This window comes from Chryseobacterium sp. KLBC 52 (genome assembly GCF_003347605.1).
Taxonomy (GTDB): domain Bacteria; phylum Bacteroidota; class Bacteroidia; order Flavobacteriales; family Weeksellaceae; genus Chryseobacterium.
On sequence record NZ_QDFZ01000021.1, the window covers coordinates 48,312 to 62,068 of the forward strand.

General features: G+C 36.8%; 13 protein-coding genes. 6 read left to right on the forward strand and 7 right to left on the reverse strand.

What is annotated here, in order from left to right:
* Positions 1 to 59 precede the first annotated feature (59 nt).
* Both DDF69_RS19365 and ruvC read right to left on the reverse strand, forming a co-directional pair.
* The gene (locus DDF69_RS19365) at positions 60 to 1,130 is read right to left on the reverse strand and encodes a DUF4407 domain-containing protein (protein WP_114822220.1); all 1,071 of its coding nucleotides are present in this window, start codon (positions 1,128 to 1,130) and stop codon (positions 60 to 62) included.
* Between the two features lie 151 nt (positions 1,131 to 1,281).
* On the reverse strand, positions 1,282 to 1,836 hold the full coding sequence (ruvC, locus tag DDF69_RS19370) for a crossover junction endodeoxyribonuclease RuvC (protein ID WP_114822221.1): 555 nt from the start codon (positions 1,834 to 1,836) through the stop codon (positions 1,282 to 1,284).
* A 100-nt stretch (positions 1,837 to 1,936) separates the two neighbouring features.
* Between ruvC and DDF69_RS19375 the strand changes: the two genes are divergently transcribed.
* Positions 1,937 to 2,422, forward strand: a complete 486-nt coding sequence (locus DDF69_RS19375) for a hypothetical protein (protein ID WP_162800969.1) — start codon at positions 1,937 to 1,939, stop codon at positions 2,420 to 2,422.
* A 2-nt stretch (positions 2,423 to 2,424) separates the two neighbouring features.
* Positions 2,425 to 3,783 (forward strand): M64 family metallopeptidase, encoded by a 1,359-nt coding sequence (locus tag DDF69_RS19380; protein WP_114822223.1) that lies wholly within the window; start codon positions 2,425 to 2,427, stop codon positions 3,781 to 3,783.
* 30 nt (positions 3,784 to 3,813) lie between these two features.
* On the opposite strand, the gene DDF69_RS19385 is transcribed toward DDF69_RS19380, so the two are convergent.
* The 4 genes from DDF69_RS19385 to DDF69_RS19400 all read right to left on the reverse strand — a co-directional run bounded on the left by DDF69_RS19385 (position 3,814) and on the right by DDF69_RS19400 (position 9,824).
* Positions 3,814 to 4,338, reverse strand: a complete 525-nt coding sequence (locus DDF69_RS19385; RefSeq protein WP_114822224.1) for a 2'-5' RNA ligase family protein — start codon at positions 4,336 to 4,338, stop codon at positions 3,814 to 3,816.
* Positions 4,339 to 4,368: 30 nt separating this feature from the next.
* A complete protein-coding gene (locus DDF69_RS19390; RefSeq protein ID WP_114822225.1) occupies positions 4,369 to 5,481 on the reverse strand; it encodes a serine hydrolase domain-containing protein in 1,113 nt (370 codons plus the stop codon).
* 213 nt (positions 5,482 to 5,694) lie between these two features.
* A complete protein-coding gene (locus tag DDF69_RS19395; protein ID WP_114822226.1) occupies positions 5,695 to 6,405 on the reverse strand; it encodes a diphthine--ammonia ligase in 711 nt (236 codons plus the stop codon).
* Between the two features lie 71 nt (positions 6,406 to 6,476).
* Complete coding sequence (locus DDF69_RS19400) at positions 6,477 to 9,824, reverse strand: methylmalonyl-CoA mutase family protein (protein ID WP_114822227.1); 3,348 nt, start codon at positions 9,822 to 9,824, stop codon at positions 6,477 to 6,479.
* Between the two features lie 256 nt (positions 9,825 to 10,080).
* On the opposite strand from DDF69_RS19400, the gene DDF69_RS19405 reads away from it, so the two are divergent.
* Positions 10,081 to 10,413 (forward strand): hypothetical protein, encoded by a 333-nt coding sequence (locus DDF69_RS19405; RefSeq protein ID WP_062675912.1) that lies wholly within the window; start codon positions 10,081 to 10,083, stop codon positions 10,411 to 10,413.
* 40 nt (positions 10,414 to 10,453) lie between these two features.
* Here DDF69_RS19405 and DDF69_RS19410 read toward each other — a convergent pair whose 3' ends face one another.
* Positions 10,454 to 11,551, reverse strand: a complete 1,098-nt coding sequence (locus tag DDF69_RS19410; RefSeq protein ID WP_185144372.1) for a DUF3667 domain-containing protein — start codon at positions 11,549 to 11,551, stop codon at positions 10,454 to 10,456.
* Positions 11,552 to 11,900: 349 nt separating this feature from the next.
* On the opposite strand from DDF69_RS19410, the gene rplM reads away from it, so the two are divergent.
* The 3 genes from rplM to rpsB all read left to right on the forward strand — a co-directional run bounded on the left by rplM (position 11,901) and on the right by rpsB (position 13,718).
* The gene (gene rplM / locus DDF69_RS19415; RefSeq protein WP_002976217.1) at positions 11,901 to 12,356 is read left to right on the forward strand and encodes a 50S ribosomal protein L13; all 456 of its coding nucleotides are present in this window, start codon (positions 11,901 to 11,903) and stop codon (positions 12,354 to 12,356) included.
* Between the two features lie 6 nt (positions 12,357 to 12,362).
* Positions 12,363 to 12,749 carry a 30S ribosomal protein S9 gene (gene rpsI / locus DDF69_RS19420; protein ID WP_002976218.1) on the forward strand — a complete coding sequence of 129 codons (387 nt, stop codon included), beginning with the start codon at positions 12,363 to 12,365 and terminating at the stop codon, positions 12,747 to 12,749.
* Positions 12,750 to 12,956: 207 nt separating this feature from the next.
* Entirely contained in the window at positions 12,957 to 13,718 is a 762-nt protein-coding gene (rpsB, locus tag DDF69_RS19425) for a 30S ribosomal protein S2 (protein ID WP_034692922.1), read from the forward strand.
* Positions 13,719 to 13,757: the final 39 nt, after the last annotated feature.

A 13,757-nucleotide genomic window follows, 5' to 3' on the forward strand; every position in this document is an offset into this window, starting at 1 on the left:
AATTTATTATAGATTTTTTCTCTAATGTCTACGTTCGGATAATAGAGTAAATTATCATTTTAATTTTTCAGATGATCCTTAAAATCATCAATTCTGAAATCAGTCAGTGCATTTCCTTTTTCAATTTTTTCTTTAGAATACAATCTGAAATCATTTTCTGTTTTTTCTAAAAGATAATCGTAAGGTCCGATATGAGAAATCAATTTTACCAGAACCGGAGAAATCTCCAGACAGATGAATAATCCCATGATAAAAGTCGCTGCAAGACCAATGATCGCAGAATTCTTACCAAGTTCGTCCAATGCCTGAAGTCTTGCTGCAAAGCCATTGAACTTATCTTCAAAGGTTTCTGTAGATTTTCTCTCCGTTTCCAGATTTGTATATACCTTGGATATTTCTTTATCCAGATATTCAAGTCTTGGAGCTGCCTGCTTCTGATAGTTTTCCAGATCCAGCCTGCGCTGTTCCTTTAATTGTTGCTTACGTTTGGCGTTTGGGCCATAACCCTCTTTTCCACTGGTCAGTCCGGATTGTTTACCAAGAATTTCTTTTTCAAGCTCTACGGAGGCCGAATCATATGCCTGCTGGTATTGAGCTATTTTTCCTGAAATCTGCTGCTTTTCTGTTTCAAAAGGTCCGCTCTGTTGAAGAATTCGTCCGTTCATTTCACCCTGAAGCTGTTTTTTATTTCTTTGAATAATGGTATTCAGCTGTTTGTTCACCTCTTTTTCAAAAATTTTAAGTTCTAAAGGTTTGGAAATGATAATTCCCAGGAACGTAGCAAGGATGAGACGCGGAATAGCCATCAGAATCTGATTCCACCATGTTCCTGTTTTTTTGATAGAAGAAACAATATAACGGTCAAGATTGAAAATCATCAGACCCCACAGAATCCCAAATCCTACAGCCGCCCAGAGATTGTCGAAGACTGTATACATAGCATAGCCTGCAGACAAAGTGGCGAATACTGCAGTGAAAAGGACAATGCCTCCAATGCCGGAAAATTTATTCCATTCGCTCGGAGTCTTTCTTAAAATATGGATGTTCCCGCCTGAACATACCATCAGAAACTTTTGGAACCAGTTTATTTTATGAGTTCCTTGATTTATAGTTTGTTGGTTTGTTTTCATAACTGAAAATTTATACAAAGGTAGTACTAAAAATCATACCAATGTAAAAGATAGTATTATGTTTTACCAAGTAATTATGTGTGTTTGGGTAAAATGTTGTTTTTAAGGCGGTTAATTTTTATTTTGAAAATTTACAAAAGAAGTATAAAAGCTATTTTAATCTGTCCGGGTTCTGCTTTAAAAAACTCTCCCATCCGGAATATGATTTGGTATCTGCTATTGTTCCGGAATTAAAATGATGACATACTGCAACGGCAAGACCATCGGAAGCATCTAAGTATTTTGTAGGAAATTCTTTTAATTTAAGAAGGTTTTGAAGCATTCCTGCTACTTGTTCCTTACTGGCGTTCCCGTTCCCGGTGATAGCCATCTTGATTTTTTTGGGAGAATATTCCGTAATAGGAATGTTTCTGTACAGACTGGCAGCCATAGCCACTCCTTGCGCACGTCCAAGCTTCAGCATACTCTGTACATTTTTTCCGTAGAAAGGAGCTTCAAGAGCGACTTCATCAGGGTGAAATTCATCAATAAGGGAAAGGGTTCTCTCAAAAATGTATTTAAGCTTGGTTTCGTGATTGGGATATTTTTTCAAGATGAGTTCATGAATAGAGACCATCTCCATTTTTCCTTTTTTTATGGAGATGATACCAAATCCCATTACCGTTGTCCCCGGGTCAATTCCTAAAATTATTTTCTCTGAAATCATTGCTTCAAAGATATGACTTTCTATGTTTTAAGTATAAAAAAGTATTACTAAACATTTTCGTTTATGTTTAAAATTTTAATATCTTTAAATAAAAATGATCATGAAAAATGTATTTAACGTACTTATTGTTCCTGTCTTTCTCTTGTTTAGTTTTAAAGAGGGAAATAATTTAGTTCAGAATAAGCATTCAGAAACTTTGACAGCAAAGAGCGACCGGATTATTTATTTGTTTTTCAAGGCAGATAAAGATCAGTCAGGAAATGCAAAAATTACGCTTCAAAGCAGTAAAATTGCAAACGGCAGACTAAAACATGTACCTTCTTTTGAAAGAGATGACGTTCGTAAGGGTGATCTTGTGATCACATTAACAGGGTCTGACGGAAAAGAAGTAGGTAAACAGCTTGTGAAAGATCCTTTCAATCCTGAATTGGAGGTGTATGAAAAAGAAGGGATTTCCAGACATAAAGCTTCCCTTCAAAATACGGAATTCAGTGCCCGATTTTCTTATTCTGAAAATATACAGTCGGTAAAGATTGAAAAAGCAACTGATGATGGAGTACTATTATTATTCACACAAAAACTATAATTATGAAAAAAACTTTATTATCCCTTTTAATCGGAAGCAGTTGTTTTGCACAGTCATTCGAGACCGTTCCTCTTTTACAGAATGGTGACAACAGTAAACGAGTTGTTATTGCAGTTTTAGGAGACGGATTTACCTCTGCACAGCAGGCTGCTTTTACAACATCGGCTCAGAATACAGTCAATTATCTTTTTACAAAAAGTCCCTATACAGAATATAAAAACTATTTCAATGCCTATGCAGTAAAAGTGATTTCTACAGAATCTGGCGTAAAGCATCCTGGAACAGCAACAGATGTCACAGAGCCTGTGATTCCCGTAACGAATCCCAATAATTATCTCGGATCTACTTTTGATGTTGGTGTTCACCGTTGTATCTACAGTAATACAACCAATAAAGTAGGGCAGGTTCTGGCAGCCAATATCCCGGATTATGACATTACTTACGTGCTGGGTAATTCTACAGAATACGGAGGTTGCGGAGGAACTTATGCTTTTGCTTCACTCAATGGTTCTTCCAATGAAATTGTGGTGCATGAGCTGGGACATTCTTTTGGTAAATTAGCCGATGAATATTGGTTTTCAGGTTCACTGGAATCCCCCAACAAAACACAGAATTCTAATCCGGCAACGATAAAATGGAAAAACTGGGTAGGATTGAATGGAGTAGGAGTGTATGCCCATGCTGAAAGCCCAACCTGGTTCCGACCGCATCAGAGTTGTGAGATGAGATATCTTAATCAACAGTTCTGCTCCGTATGTAAAGAGGCAATTATTGAAAAAATTCATAGTCTGGTTTCTCCTGTAGATTCTTATACTCCGGCAAATAATGCAACTGTTGATGCTACATCCAATGTTACTTTCACGGTCAACGAAATCCTTCCTATTCCGAATACACTGGTCAATTCATGGAGTTTAAACGGAACGGCTCTTGGACAAACAGGAAGCAGCATTACTATCACTCCGGGACAACTTAACAATGGAAATAATACCCTGACGCTTTCGGTAGTAGATAACAATCCGCTTTTGAAAGTAGATAATCACAGTACACTCCATGTTACCAACGTTTCGTGGACTTTGAGCAAAACTACGCTTAAGCTTTCAGAGGTAAAAGCTGAGGAGAGACGTTTCAGTATTTATCCTAACCCGACAGATGGAGAATTTTTCATTAAAGGCAAACAAGGCTTTTCAAAAGAGGTGAAAGTAGAAGTTTATGATGCCTCGGGAAAGCTTATTCCATCTCGATTTGAACTGAATGATTCTGCTATAAAGGTTGATATTAAAAACTATCCGGCAGGTACTTATCTGTTGAATGTAAAAGAAAATAAAAATCTGATTATTTCTCAGAAGATCATCAAAGAATAAATGAAACGAAACCGGCTCCAGCAGCCGGTTTTATTTTTCCAGTTTTTTCTCTGCAATAGGAACCCACTGTCCATCGTGACGCAGGAGAAGTATTTTGTCAACTATGAATTTAGTTTTATATTCCGTGCTTTCATATTTTTCCCATGCTTTAAGATAATTTTCCCAGGTCAGATCTCTGAATCCCACCGTCATATGAGGGTGAAAAGAATATTGAGCAAAATTAAAATATTCCTTTACCCTATGATAAAGCTCTGTTAATTGAACATTTTCTTTTGGCTGAATATAGAGTACAGGATTTTTAGGGTTAGGAAAGCTTCCAAATCCATCCATCTCCAGTTCAAAGGGGGCTATCTGCGTATTGATCTTCTGAAAAGCAATATGAATATCGTCCTCCAGTTCAATTTCTCTTGAAAAGGGAGGGAAAAGGGTAATATGAGCTTCATTTTTCAAAGCCTTGGAATTGGCATAATTTATTGCCAGATCTTCTTTAAACACTTTTATTTTTTCAATAATTTCCTGAGGAGGATAAATGGCAATGAAGTACATTTTTTTCATACGGCAATTTAGTTTTTTTACATCCGGAAATTAATGCTTTATCCTGAGCTGTGTAAGCGTATTCTCAAGATGATCAGTGATTTTTTTCACTTCAATATGAGGTCTGAAGATCACTCCTTTTCCTCTTTCTTCATCGGCAATATTAGACAGAATAATCACAGAAGTTTTAGTATCCGGATAATAGATGTTTAAGGAAGGAGAACCTTTTATATAACCGCTGTGGAAATAAGAATTGGGTTGACCGATATTAAGCATAATTCCATAAGCGTAACCCATTTTTCCAAAAATAGCATGGTGCCTTTCTGAACTTTTTGCCATGAATAGTTTAAGAGTTTCCGGTTTTAAAATTTTTCCGCCGTAGAGAGCATTATTCCATGAATGAAGATCCTGAATCGTAGATAATATTCCACCAGCAGGTGTCCCTATTTCTGGTCCGCCTAATCTTTTCGGCATATTGGGAACTTCTGAGAATTTGGCAGGTGTCCCGACATAAGCACTGGCAAAATTATTTCCTTTGAAGATATTTCCTGTGGAAGAATGAGTCATTCCTGCTTTTTTGAACAGTTCCAATACATTCGCATCATATGATTTTCCAGAGACTTTTTCCACAATCTTTCCAAGAGTATTGAATCCATCGTTGGAGTAAAAGAAATCTGATCCGCTTTTGAACATCAGTTTTCCACCCATCAGATTCAAACCTGAAGTATGATTTAACAGCTGATGAATTGTGATGTTTTCATATTCTTTAATCTGAAATTCTTTCAGGTATTTTGAAGCTTTATCTGTCACATTCAGTTTTCCCTGTTCCATCTGAAGCAAAATAAGAACAGCGGTGAACTGTTTGCTCACAGATCCGATTGCAAAAATAGTATTGCTGTCAATTTTAGTTTTTCTTTTAAAATCTGAATAACCGTTTTCCCTTCTGTAAAGTGGAATAGAATCTTTAAAAACGGCAATACTTCCATTGAAATGATACTTCTTGAAAGTAGAATCAATCTGTTGTTCTAAAAGTGTTTTCTGAAAAGCAGTGATGGTAGAATCTATAATTGCTTTTTTATCAACATACGTCATTTTGGGTGCTTCAGTAGTACTGCATGAAAGCAAAGCACAGAAAAGGGAAAGGAATACTAAATTTTTGATCACAGGTGTTGTATTTTTTAATGATGATTGATACTCTTAAAGATATTAAAATATCCTAAAGAGCAGTAAGGGAAGCAAATTGCGTGCTAGGATGAGGTTCCGGAGCAATTTAATACTGATTTAATCAATCTTTGTGGAATATTTCAGTCTTATGAATGAAATAACTCCTGTAATAAATAGTACATTGAAAAAGCCTGTGGAAGAATATTCTCAGGCTTATTTTAATATCAAATCACTAAACCAGAAAACATATTCTCCATCTTCTTCGTCAGGAGATGTTTTGGGTTTAGGATACGTTTTCTTTACTGTTTCTCCAATTTCAAACTGAACCGGATTTTTGAAAATAGGACCATCAAAAGTAAAAGTATGAAACTCTCCGTTTTCTCCGCATGGATCTACATTTTCAGGAAGATCGTTAATGAATTGCTGGTCAATAATTCGTCCGGCAAAGCTTTGATCAAGGTAAGATCCGTTGACACAGGTTACGATGGTTTTAAAACCAAGATCTAAGAATTCATGGATGAGGTTGGAGGTGTTTTGTTTCCAAAGAGGAAATACTGCTTTCATGTCAATAGCATTTAATTGGTCTTCTCTGTATTTTCTCAGATCTTCCAGAAAGATATCTCCAAAAATTGAATGAGTAATACCCTGAGCCTTAATTTCAGTCATTGTTGTACTCATGATCTGCTGATATTCTTCCATGGATGGTTCTTTAGGAAGCTCCATTTTGGTTAATGAAATACCGAGGCTTTCCGCTTGTTTTTCCAGCAGAGAAACATGCACACCATGCATAGAGATTCTTTGAAATTCCTGATTGATACTGGTAAGCAGAGTACTGACCTCGTACTGGCCTTCCTGTAGTATTTTATAAAGAGCGAGGGAAGAATCTTTTCCACTGCTCCAGTTGAATAAAGCTTTTGGTTTCATTGTAAAATAAAAATCTCCCAAAAATAGGGAGATTTCATGTATTTATAAATTATAATGATTGTATCTGTACATTACATATTTCTTCTGTACTTACCGCCTACTTCAAATAAAGCATTGGTAATCTGTCCTAATGAACAGTATTTCACAGCATCCATCATCACTTCAAATAAGTTTTGCTGGTTGATGGCTGCATGTTGAAGTTTTCTTAAAGCTTCGTCAGACTTACTTTCATTGGCTTGCTGGAAGTTGTGAAGAGATTCAATCTGCGCTTGTTTCTCCTCTTCTGTAGAACGGATAACTTCTCCTGGTAAAACAGTTGGTGAACCATCTTTTCCTAAGAAAGTATTAACTCCGATGATCGGATATTCACCGGTATGCTTCAGCCATTCGTAATGCATAGATTCTTCCTGGATTTTAGAACGCTGATACATCGTTTCCATTGCTCCAAGAACACCACCTCTTTCTGTGATTCTGTCGAATTCCGTATATACAGCTTCTTCTACAAGATCCGTTAATTCTTCAATGATGAATGATCCCTGAAGCGGATTTTCGTTTTTAGCCAATCCTAATTCTTTGTTGATGATCAACTGAATCGCCATTGCTCTTCTTACCGATTGCTCAGTAGGCGTTGTAATGGCTTCGTCATAAGCATTGGTGTGAAGTGAATTACAGTTATCATAGATCGCATAAAGTGCCTGAAGAGTTGTTCTGATATCGTTGAAATCAATTTCCTGAGCGTGGAGAGAACGTCCTGATGTCTGAATATGGTACTTTAACATCTGGCTTCTTTCATCTGCTCCGTATTTTAATTTCATAGCTTTTGCCCAGATTCTTCTTGCCACACGTCCGATTACTGAATATTCAGGGTCGATACCATTGGAGAAGAAGAAAGATAAGTTCGGTGCAAAATCATTGATATCCATTCCACGGCTTAAGTAATATTCCACATAAGTGAATCCGTTAGCCAGTGTGAATGCCAATTGGGAAACCGGATTCGCTCCCGCTTCAGCAATATGGTACCCCGAAATGGAAACAGAGTAGAAGTTTCTTACTTTTTCTCTGATGAAATATTCCTGAACGTCACCCATTAATCTCAATGCAAATTCTGTAGAGAAGATACATGTATTCTGAGCCTGGTCTTCTTTTAGAATGTCAGCCTGAACGGTACCACGAACCGTAGCAATTGTTTTAGCTTTAATTTCTGCATATACATCAGCAGGGATTACTTCATCACCTGTTAATCCCAGAAGCTGTAGTCCTAAACCGTTGTTGGATGGAGGAAGTTCACCGTTGTATTTTGGTCTTTCTAATCCTTTATCATCGAATTTTTCCTTCAGCTTAGCTTCTACTTTAGACTCTAAACCATTTTCTTTGATATATTTTTCAACATTCTGATCGATGGCAGCATTCATAAAGAAAGCCAGTAGCATCGGTGCAGGACCGTTGATGGTCATTGAAACCGAAGTTAATGCATTCACCAGATCAAATCCGGAATATAATTTCTTCGCATCATCCAGTGTCGCAATAGAAACTCCTGCGTTCCCGATTTTACCATAAATATCTGGTGGTAAAGCAGGATCCTGACCATATAATGTTACCGAGTCAAATGCTGTAGATAAACGTTTTGCAGGCATTTCTGCAGAAACATAATGGAATCTTCTGTTGGTTCTTTCAGGGCCTCCTTCTCCTGCAAACATCCTTGTAGGATCTTCACCGGTTCTTTTGAACGGATAAATACCTGCAGTGTAAGGGAAGCTTCCCGGTAGATTTTCCTGGCCTTTCCATTTGATCAGATCACCCCAGTCATTGTATTTTGGTAATGCAATTTTTGGAATTCTCAAATGAGATAAAGACTCTGTGGAAGTTTCAACCTTAATTTCTTTTCCTCTTACGAAATAAGAATAAAACTCAGCATGGAAAGCTTTTTTCGTATCGTCCCATGTTTTTAGGAAGTCGATGTTATCCTGTTGAAGCTCTTTTTCTGCTTTTTGGTATTCAGCATCCAAAACTTCATTGGAAATGATATTTTTTACGCCTTCAATATGATACATTTTTCTGGCCAGTTCAGCCTGTTTTTCAATATTGATGTCGTATTGTTTGTTGTTTTCAACGATTTCAGAAAGATAACGGACTCTTTTCGGAGGGATAATCGTTACTTCTTCTGTAACTTCCTGCTCCACAAAAGTTTTAAGATTTAAATCCGCGAATTTATCGTTTACTTTTGAAACTAGTCTGTTGTATAATTCTGTAGTTCCGTGATCGTTAAACTGAGAGGCTTTTGTTGCGTACACCGGCATATCATCTAATGGGCTTTCCCATAGAAGGTGGTTTCTCTGGAACTGCTTTCTTACCGCCTGAAGCGCATCCAATGCACCACGTTTGTCGGATTTATTCAATGCTACCAGATCCGCATAGTCTAACATGTCGATTTTTTCCAACTGTGTAGAAGCTCCATATTCAGGAGTCATTACATACATGGAAACATCTGCAAAATCAGAAACTTCTGAACCAGACTGCCCGATCCCTGAAGTTTCAAGGATGATGACGTCCGGATGAGCCAGTTTCAATACATTCAGTGCAGAGTGAATAAACGGAGAAACGGAAACGTTGTTTTCTCTGGTTGCCATTGAACGCATATAAACTCTTGGATCATTGATCGCATTCATACGGATTCTGTCTCCTAATAAAGCACCTCCGGTTTTCTTTTTCGAAGGGTCAATGGAAATAATGGCGATTTTTTTATCTGTATTGGAGCGTAAGAAACGTCTTACCAGTTCATCTGTTAAAGAAGACTTACCTGCTCCTCCGGTACCGGTGATACCAATAATTGGAATAGTAAGATCTTGAGATTTCTCGTCGATTGCTTTTACAAGCTCAGGCTTTTCTTCGGAGAAGTTTTCAACAGCTGAGATGATCTGTGCAATGCTTGACGGGTTTTCAAAACTGATATCGTCAAGATTTTTTGCGGTAACATCTTTTCCCGTTGCAAAATCTGATCTGTGTACCAGATCATCAATCATTCCCTGAAGACCAAGCTCACGCCCGTCATCCGGAGAATAAATTCTGTCGATTCCGTAAGACATCAGATCTTTGATTTCTTCAGGCAGAATTACACCGCCGCCGCCGCCAAAGATCTTGATCTGAGGTGAATTTTTTTCTCTCAACAGATCATAGATATATTTGAAATATTCATTGTGACCTCCCTGATATGAAGTTAATGCAATAGCATTGGCATCTTCCTGGATTGCTGTATTTACAACTTCTTCTGCCGATTTATCGTGTCCTAAATGGATCACTTCGCATCCTGTTCCCTGAATGACACGACGCATAATATTGATCGCAGCATCGTGTCCATCAAATAATGAAGCAGCAGTTACGATTCTTACCTTGTTGGTTGGAGTATATTTTTGGGTTTCCATAAAAATTCTAGAAAGTTTCTAAGTTTCCAAATATAATAATAAAAAAAGAACCTTGTGTTTGATTTTATATTGTTGATTTTCAGTTTTTTAATTCGTTTTATTTAATTATATCTCCCCAATTTTGTGTGTAAATGTTTGAAAGTTGAATGGTTCGGTAAGTACAGAATTAAAATGAGTTATGGCGATTTCATTTTCAAATAAGGCTTCTTCAGATTCTCAAATTAATTTCTCTATTTTTGCACCATATTTTACAAACATGCAAAAAGCGTTGATATATTTCGCATTGGGAACTGCAGTAAGCTTCCTGATCAATTATTTCTTTTTAAGTTCAGAGAATATCGGTTTAGAGTTCTACTATGCTATTGCTTTTGGCGCAGCGTGGGGGATTGCTTATTATTTAGATACTCCGGATATTACATTGGTAAAGAAACTGGGACTGTCTTTTGTAGTAATGGCTATTCTGGTTTTTGCAGGAACTCTTATTTTTAAACTTGAGCTGGCTATTCCATCCATTCTGAAGTTTTCCATGGTGTTTGTCGCCTATTATGTCATAGCGAGTTTTAGGGCAACCAAGTCGTTGAGAAAATAAATAAAAAGAGGCTTTCACATTGAAAAGCCTCTTTTTTTATTTAATGGATCATCATGAAACTTATTAAGGCAAGGCCTAGAAGTAAAAACATGAATGCAATAAAATTAATGGTGAATAATATCATTCCGACAATAATGCTTACCAAACCGTGGGCGCGATAAACCCGTCTGTGAGCAATAAAGAAATACGCCATAGTATATAACAGCAGGAATGATATTGTTAAATATAATATAGTATTAATCAGCCAGAAGTCTGTTAGACCTGTCAATTTAGAAAGTAAGAATATGAATAAGATGGTTAACAGTAAAAATGAGAAATAATGCAGGGTAAAGATTCCGTGATCAAAATACCACCACTTTTTCTTACTATGGAAAACCCATAAAAAGAATGCGAAAAGAGGGAGGTAGATGAAAAGGGCTTTAGGAAGATTATGAAATGACTTTTCTACCATGCCGGCAATAATCTCCTTTTTCTTAACCCCTTTTTCTTTAAGTTCAAAAAATTTGTGAACGATAGGAGCTTCAATGAAACTGAGAGATGAAGGGTTTTTGGCTTTAGCAGAATCATAGGCCTTTCTGGTTTTATATTCTCCAAAACTTACATCCGGATCTATTTTTTTGTCCATGTTCATGATGTCTTCTATTTCAGAAGAATCAGGAACAGCTTTTAGCTCTTCAATGGTAAGTGAGTCCTTTGCAGTCAGATGTTTTTTTGCTTTTATACTGTCTATCAGCTTCTGTTTCCCGACTGGCTTCATGATTTTTAAAAGATCCGTCTTATTGTGATCTTGCGTTTTTCCTTCTTTTGGGGAACCAGTATTAACCATCGGAAAAAGGGCAAACACGAAAAATGTGATGAAACTGACGAAAATATAAAGCTTTACAGGAGGCACGAATTTCTGTCTCTTTCCTTCGAGATAAGTGTTCGTCAGTTTGCCGGGTTTAAATAACAGATTTTTTACTGTTCCCCAGAACTGTCCGTCATAATGAGTAAAATCTTCTATGAAATGGGTGAAAAGAAAATGAAATGGCTGTCGTCTTTCAATATTTTCCTGCCCGCAGTGGGGGCAAAACCTTTCTTCAACCTGATGTCCGCAGTTCAGACAGGTTTTATCATCTCTTATTTTTCCGTGGCTCATGATTATGGAATATAATTGCCGCAAATATAATTATTTCAACGAAATTATAAATATGCCAGAATATTTTAGCGGAATCGTTAAGGTAAAATTAATAAAAGAAAGAGTTGAGGGAATAAACTCTTTGCTGTTTCATTCGTGTTTCTAGAATCTACGAAGTGTTTTTTTTCATCGGCTCATGAGTTCGCAAGATCTGTGCCAAAATTATAAATAATGTTAAAATCTATTGATAGAGGGGTGTAGAGTGAAGATTATATAGATTAAATAAAATATGTTTTTGGGTTACGAAAATAATTTGTACCTTTGCACACCCTTTTAGGGGTAAATTATGTTTAATCTTTAACTAAAACGTGTGAATACATTAAGTTACAAAACTGTTTCAGCGAACAAAGCTACTGCTAATAAAGAATGGGTTGTGGTAGACGCTGAAGGACAGCCGTTAGGTAGATTAGCTTCTACGGTTGCAAAGATTTTGAGAGGTAAGCACAAAACGAACTACACACCTCACGTAGATTGTGGTGATAACGTAATCGTTTTGAATGCTGGGAAAATTACACTTTCCGGAAACAAGTGGGCTGATAAGACTTATATCTGGCATACAGGATATCCTGGTGGACAGAAGTCTATGACTGCGGCTGAACTTCAAAAGAAAGATTCTTTAAAGGTATTAGAGAAGTCTGTAAAAGGTATGTTACCTAAAAACAGATTAGGAGCTGCTATCCTTAAGAACCTTTATTTATATGAAGGAACTGAGCACAAACATGAAGCTCAACAGCCAAAAACAATTAATGTTAACGAATTTAAATAATTAATTATGTCTATAGTTCACAAAATCGGAAGAAGAAAAACTTCTGTAGCTAGAGTTTATGTAAAACCAGGTTCTGGTGTTATTACAGTAAACGGTAAAGATGCTAAAGAATATTTCTCTACAGACGTGATGGTTTACAAATTAAACCAACCGTTTATCCTTTCTGAGACTGTTGGTCAGTATGACGTTACCGTAAACGTATTCGGTGGTGGTAATACAGGTCAGGCAGAGGCTATCAGATTAGGTATTTCTAGAGCTTTATGCGAAATCAACGCTGAGTTCAGATTAGCATTGAAGCCAGCTGGTTTACTTACAAGAGACGCAAGAATGGTGGAAAGAAAGAAGCCAGGTCAGAAAAAAGCAAGAAAGAGATTCCAATTCTCAAAACGTTAAGATTTCTCGTTGGCAGATGGCTTATGGCTATTGGCTACAGGAATGTATTAAATTTTTTTTAAACTTAATCTCGGCGAAAAGCCCATTGCCAAAAGCAAAAAGCAAACCGCCAATTGCCCGTTACGTTTAGCATCCAAACGCTTCTCCCATCTAAAGAAGTTGTTGATTGTTTAAAAGACGGAAAGTAAACTAACAAAAACAGAAAACATGGCAAAAGCAAATGTAAAAGACCTTTTAGAGGCTGGCGTACACTTCGGTCACATGACTAGAAAGTGGAATCCAAATATGGCTCCATACATTTTTATGGAGAAAAACGGTATTCACATTGTAGACTTACATAAAACAGCAGTTAAATTGGATGAAGCGTGCAGCGCATTAGAAAAATTAACTTCTGCAGGTAAAAAAGTTCTTTTCGTAGCTACTAAGAAGCAAGCGAAAGAAGTAGTTGCAAAACACGCTTCTGAACTTAATATGCCTTATATTACAGAAAGATGGCCAGGTGGTATGTTAACGAACTTCGTTACTATCAGAAAGGCTGTAAAGAAGATGAACTCTATCGACAAAATGAAAAAAGACGGTACGTTCGAAACTTTATCTAAAAAAGAAAGATTACAAGTTGACAGACAAAGAGCTAACCTTGAGAAGAACTTAGGTTCTATCGCTGACATGGTGAGACTTCCATCTGCTGTATTTGTAGTTGATATCTTAAGAGAGCACATCGCGGTAACTGAAGCTAAGAAACTTGGTATTCCAGTTTTCGGTATCGTTGATACAAACTCTGACCCTAGAAAAGTTGACTTCGTTATCCCAGGAAACGATGATGCTTCTAAGTCTATTGATATGATCCTTAGCGTAGTTTCTGAATCTATCAAAGAAGGTCAGTCTCAAAGAAAAGCTGATAAAGAAAAATCTAAAGAAGAAGGAGAAAAAGTATCTGCTGATACAGATGCTGATTTCGATGCAGAATAATTGAAGATTTTCTTTAATATAGGAAAAACGCTGGATTTC

Coding starts and splice junctions, on each gene's coding strand:
- DDF69_RS19365 (WP_114822220.1), bottom strand. CDS start 1,130: ATGAAAACAAACCAACAAACTATAAATCAAGGAACTCATAAAATAAAC.
- ruvC (WP_114822221.1), bottom strand. CDS start 1,836: ATGATTTCAGAGAAAATAATTTTAGGAATTGACCCGGGGACAACGGTA.
- DDF69_RS19375 (WP_162800969.1), top strand. CDS start 1,937: ATGAAAAATGTATTTAACGTACTTATTGTTCCTGTCTTTCTCTTGTTT.
- DDF69_RS19380 (WP_114822223.1), top strand. CDS start 2,425: ATGAAAAAAACTTTATTATCCCTTTTAATCGGAAGCAGTTGTTTTGCA.
- DDF69_RS19385 (WP_114822224.1), bottom strand. CDS start 4,338: ATGAAAAAAATGTACTTCATTGCCATTTATCCTCCTCAGGAAATTATT.
- DDF69_RS19395 (WP_114822226.1), bottom strand. CDS start 6,405: ATGAAACCAAAAGCTTTATTCAACTGGAGCAGTGGAAAAGATTCTTCC.
- DDF69_RS19400 (WP_114822227.1), bottom strand. CDS start 9,824: ATGGAAACCCAAAAATATACTCCAACCAACAAGGTAAGAATCGTAACT.
- DDF69_RS19405 (WP_062675912.1), top strand. CDS start 10,081: ATGCAAAAAGCGTTGATATATTTCGCATTGGGAACTGCAGTAAGCTTC.
- DDF69_RS19410 (WP_185144372.1), bottom strand. CDS start 11,551: ATGAGCCACGGAAAAATAAGAGATGATAAAACCTGTCTGAACTGCGGA.
- rpsI (WP_002976218.1), top strand. CDS start 12,363: ATGTCTATAGTTCACAAAATCGGAAGAAGAAAAACTTCTGTAGCTAGA.
- rpsB (WP_034692922.1), top strand. CDS start 12,957: ATGGCAAAAGCAAATGTAAAAGACCTTTTAGAGGCTGGCGTACACTTC.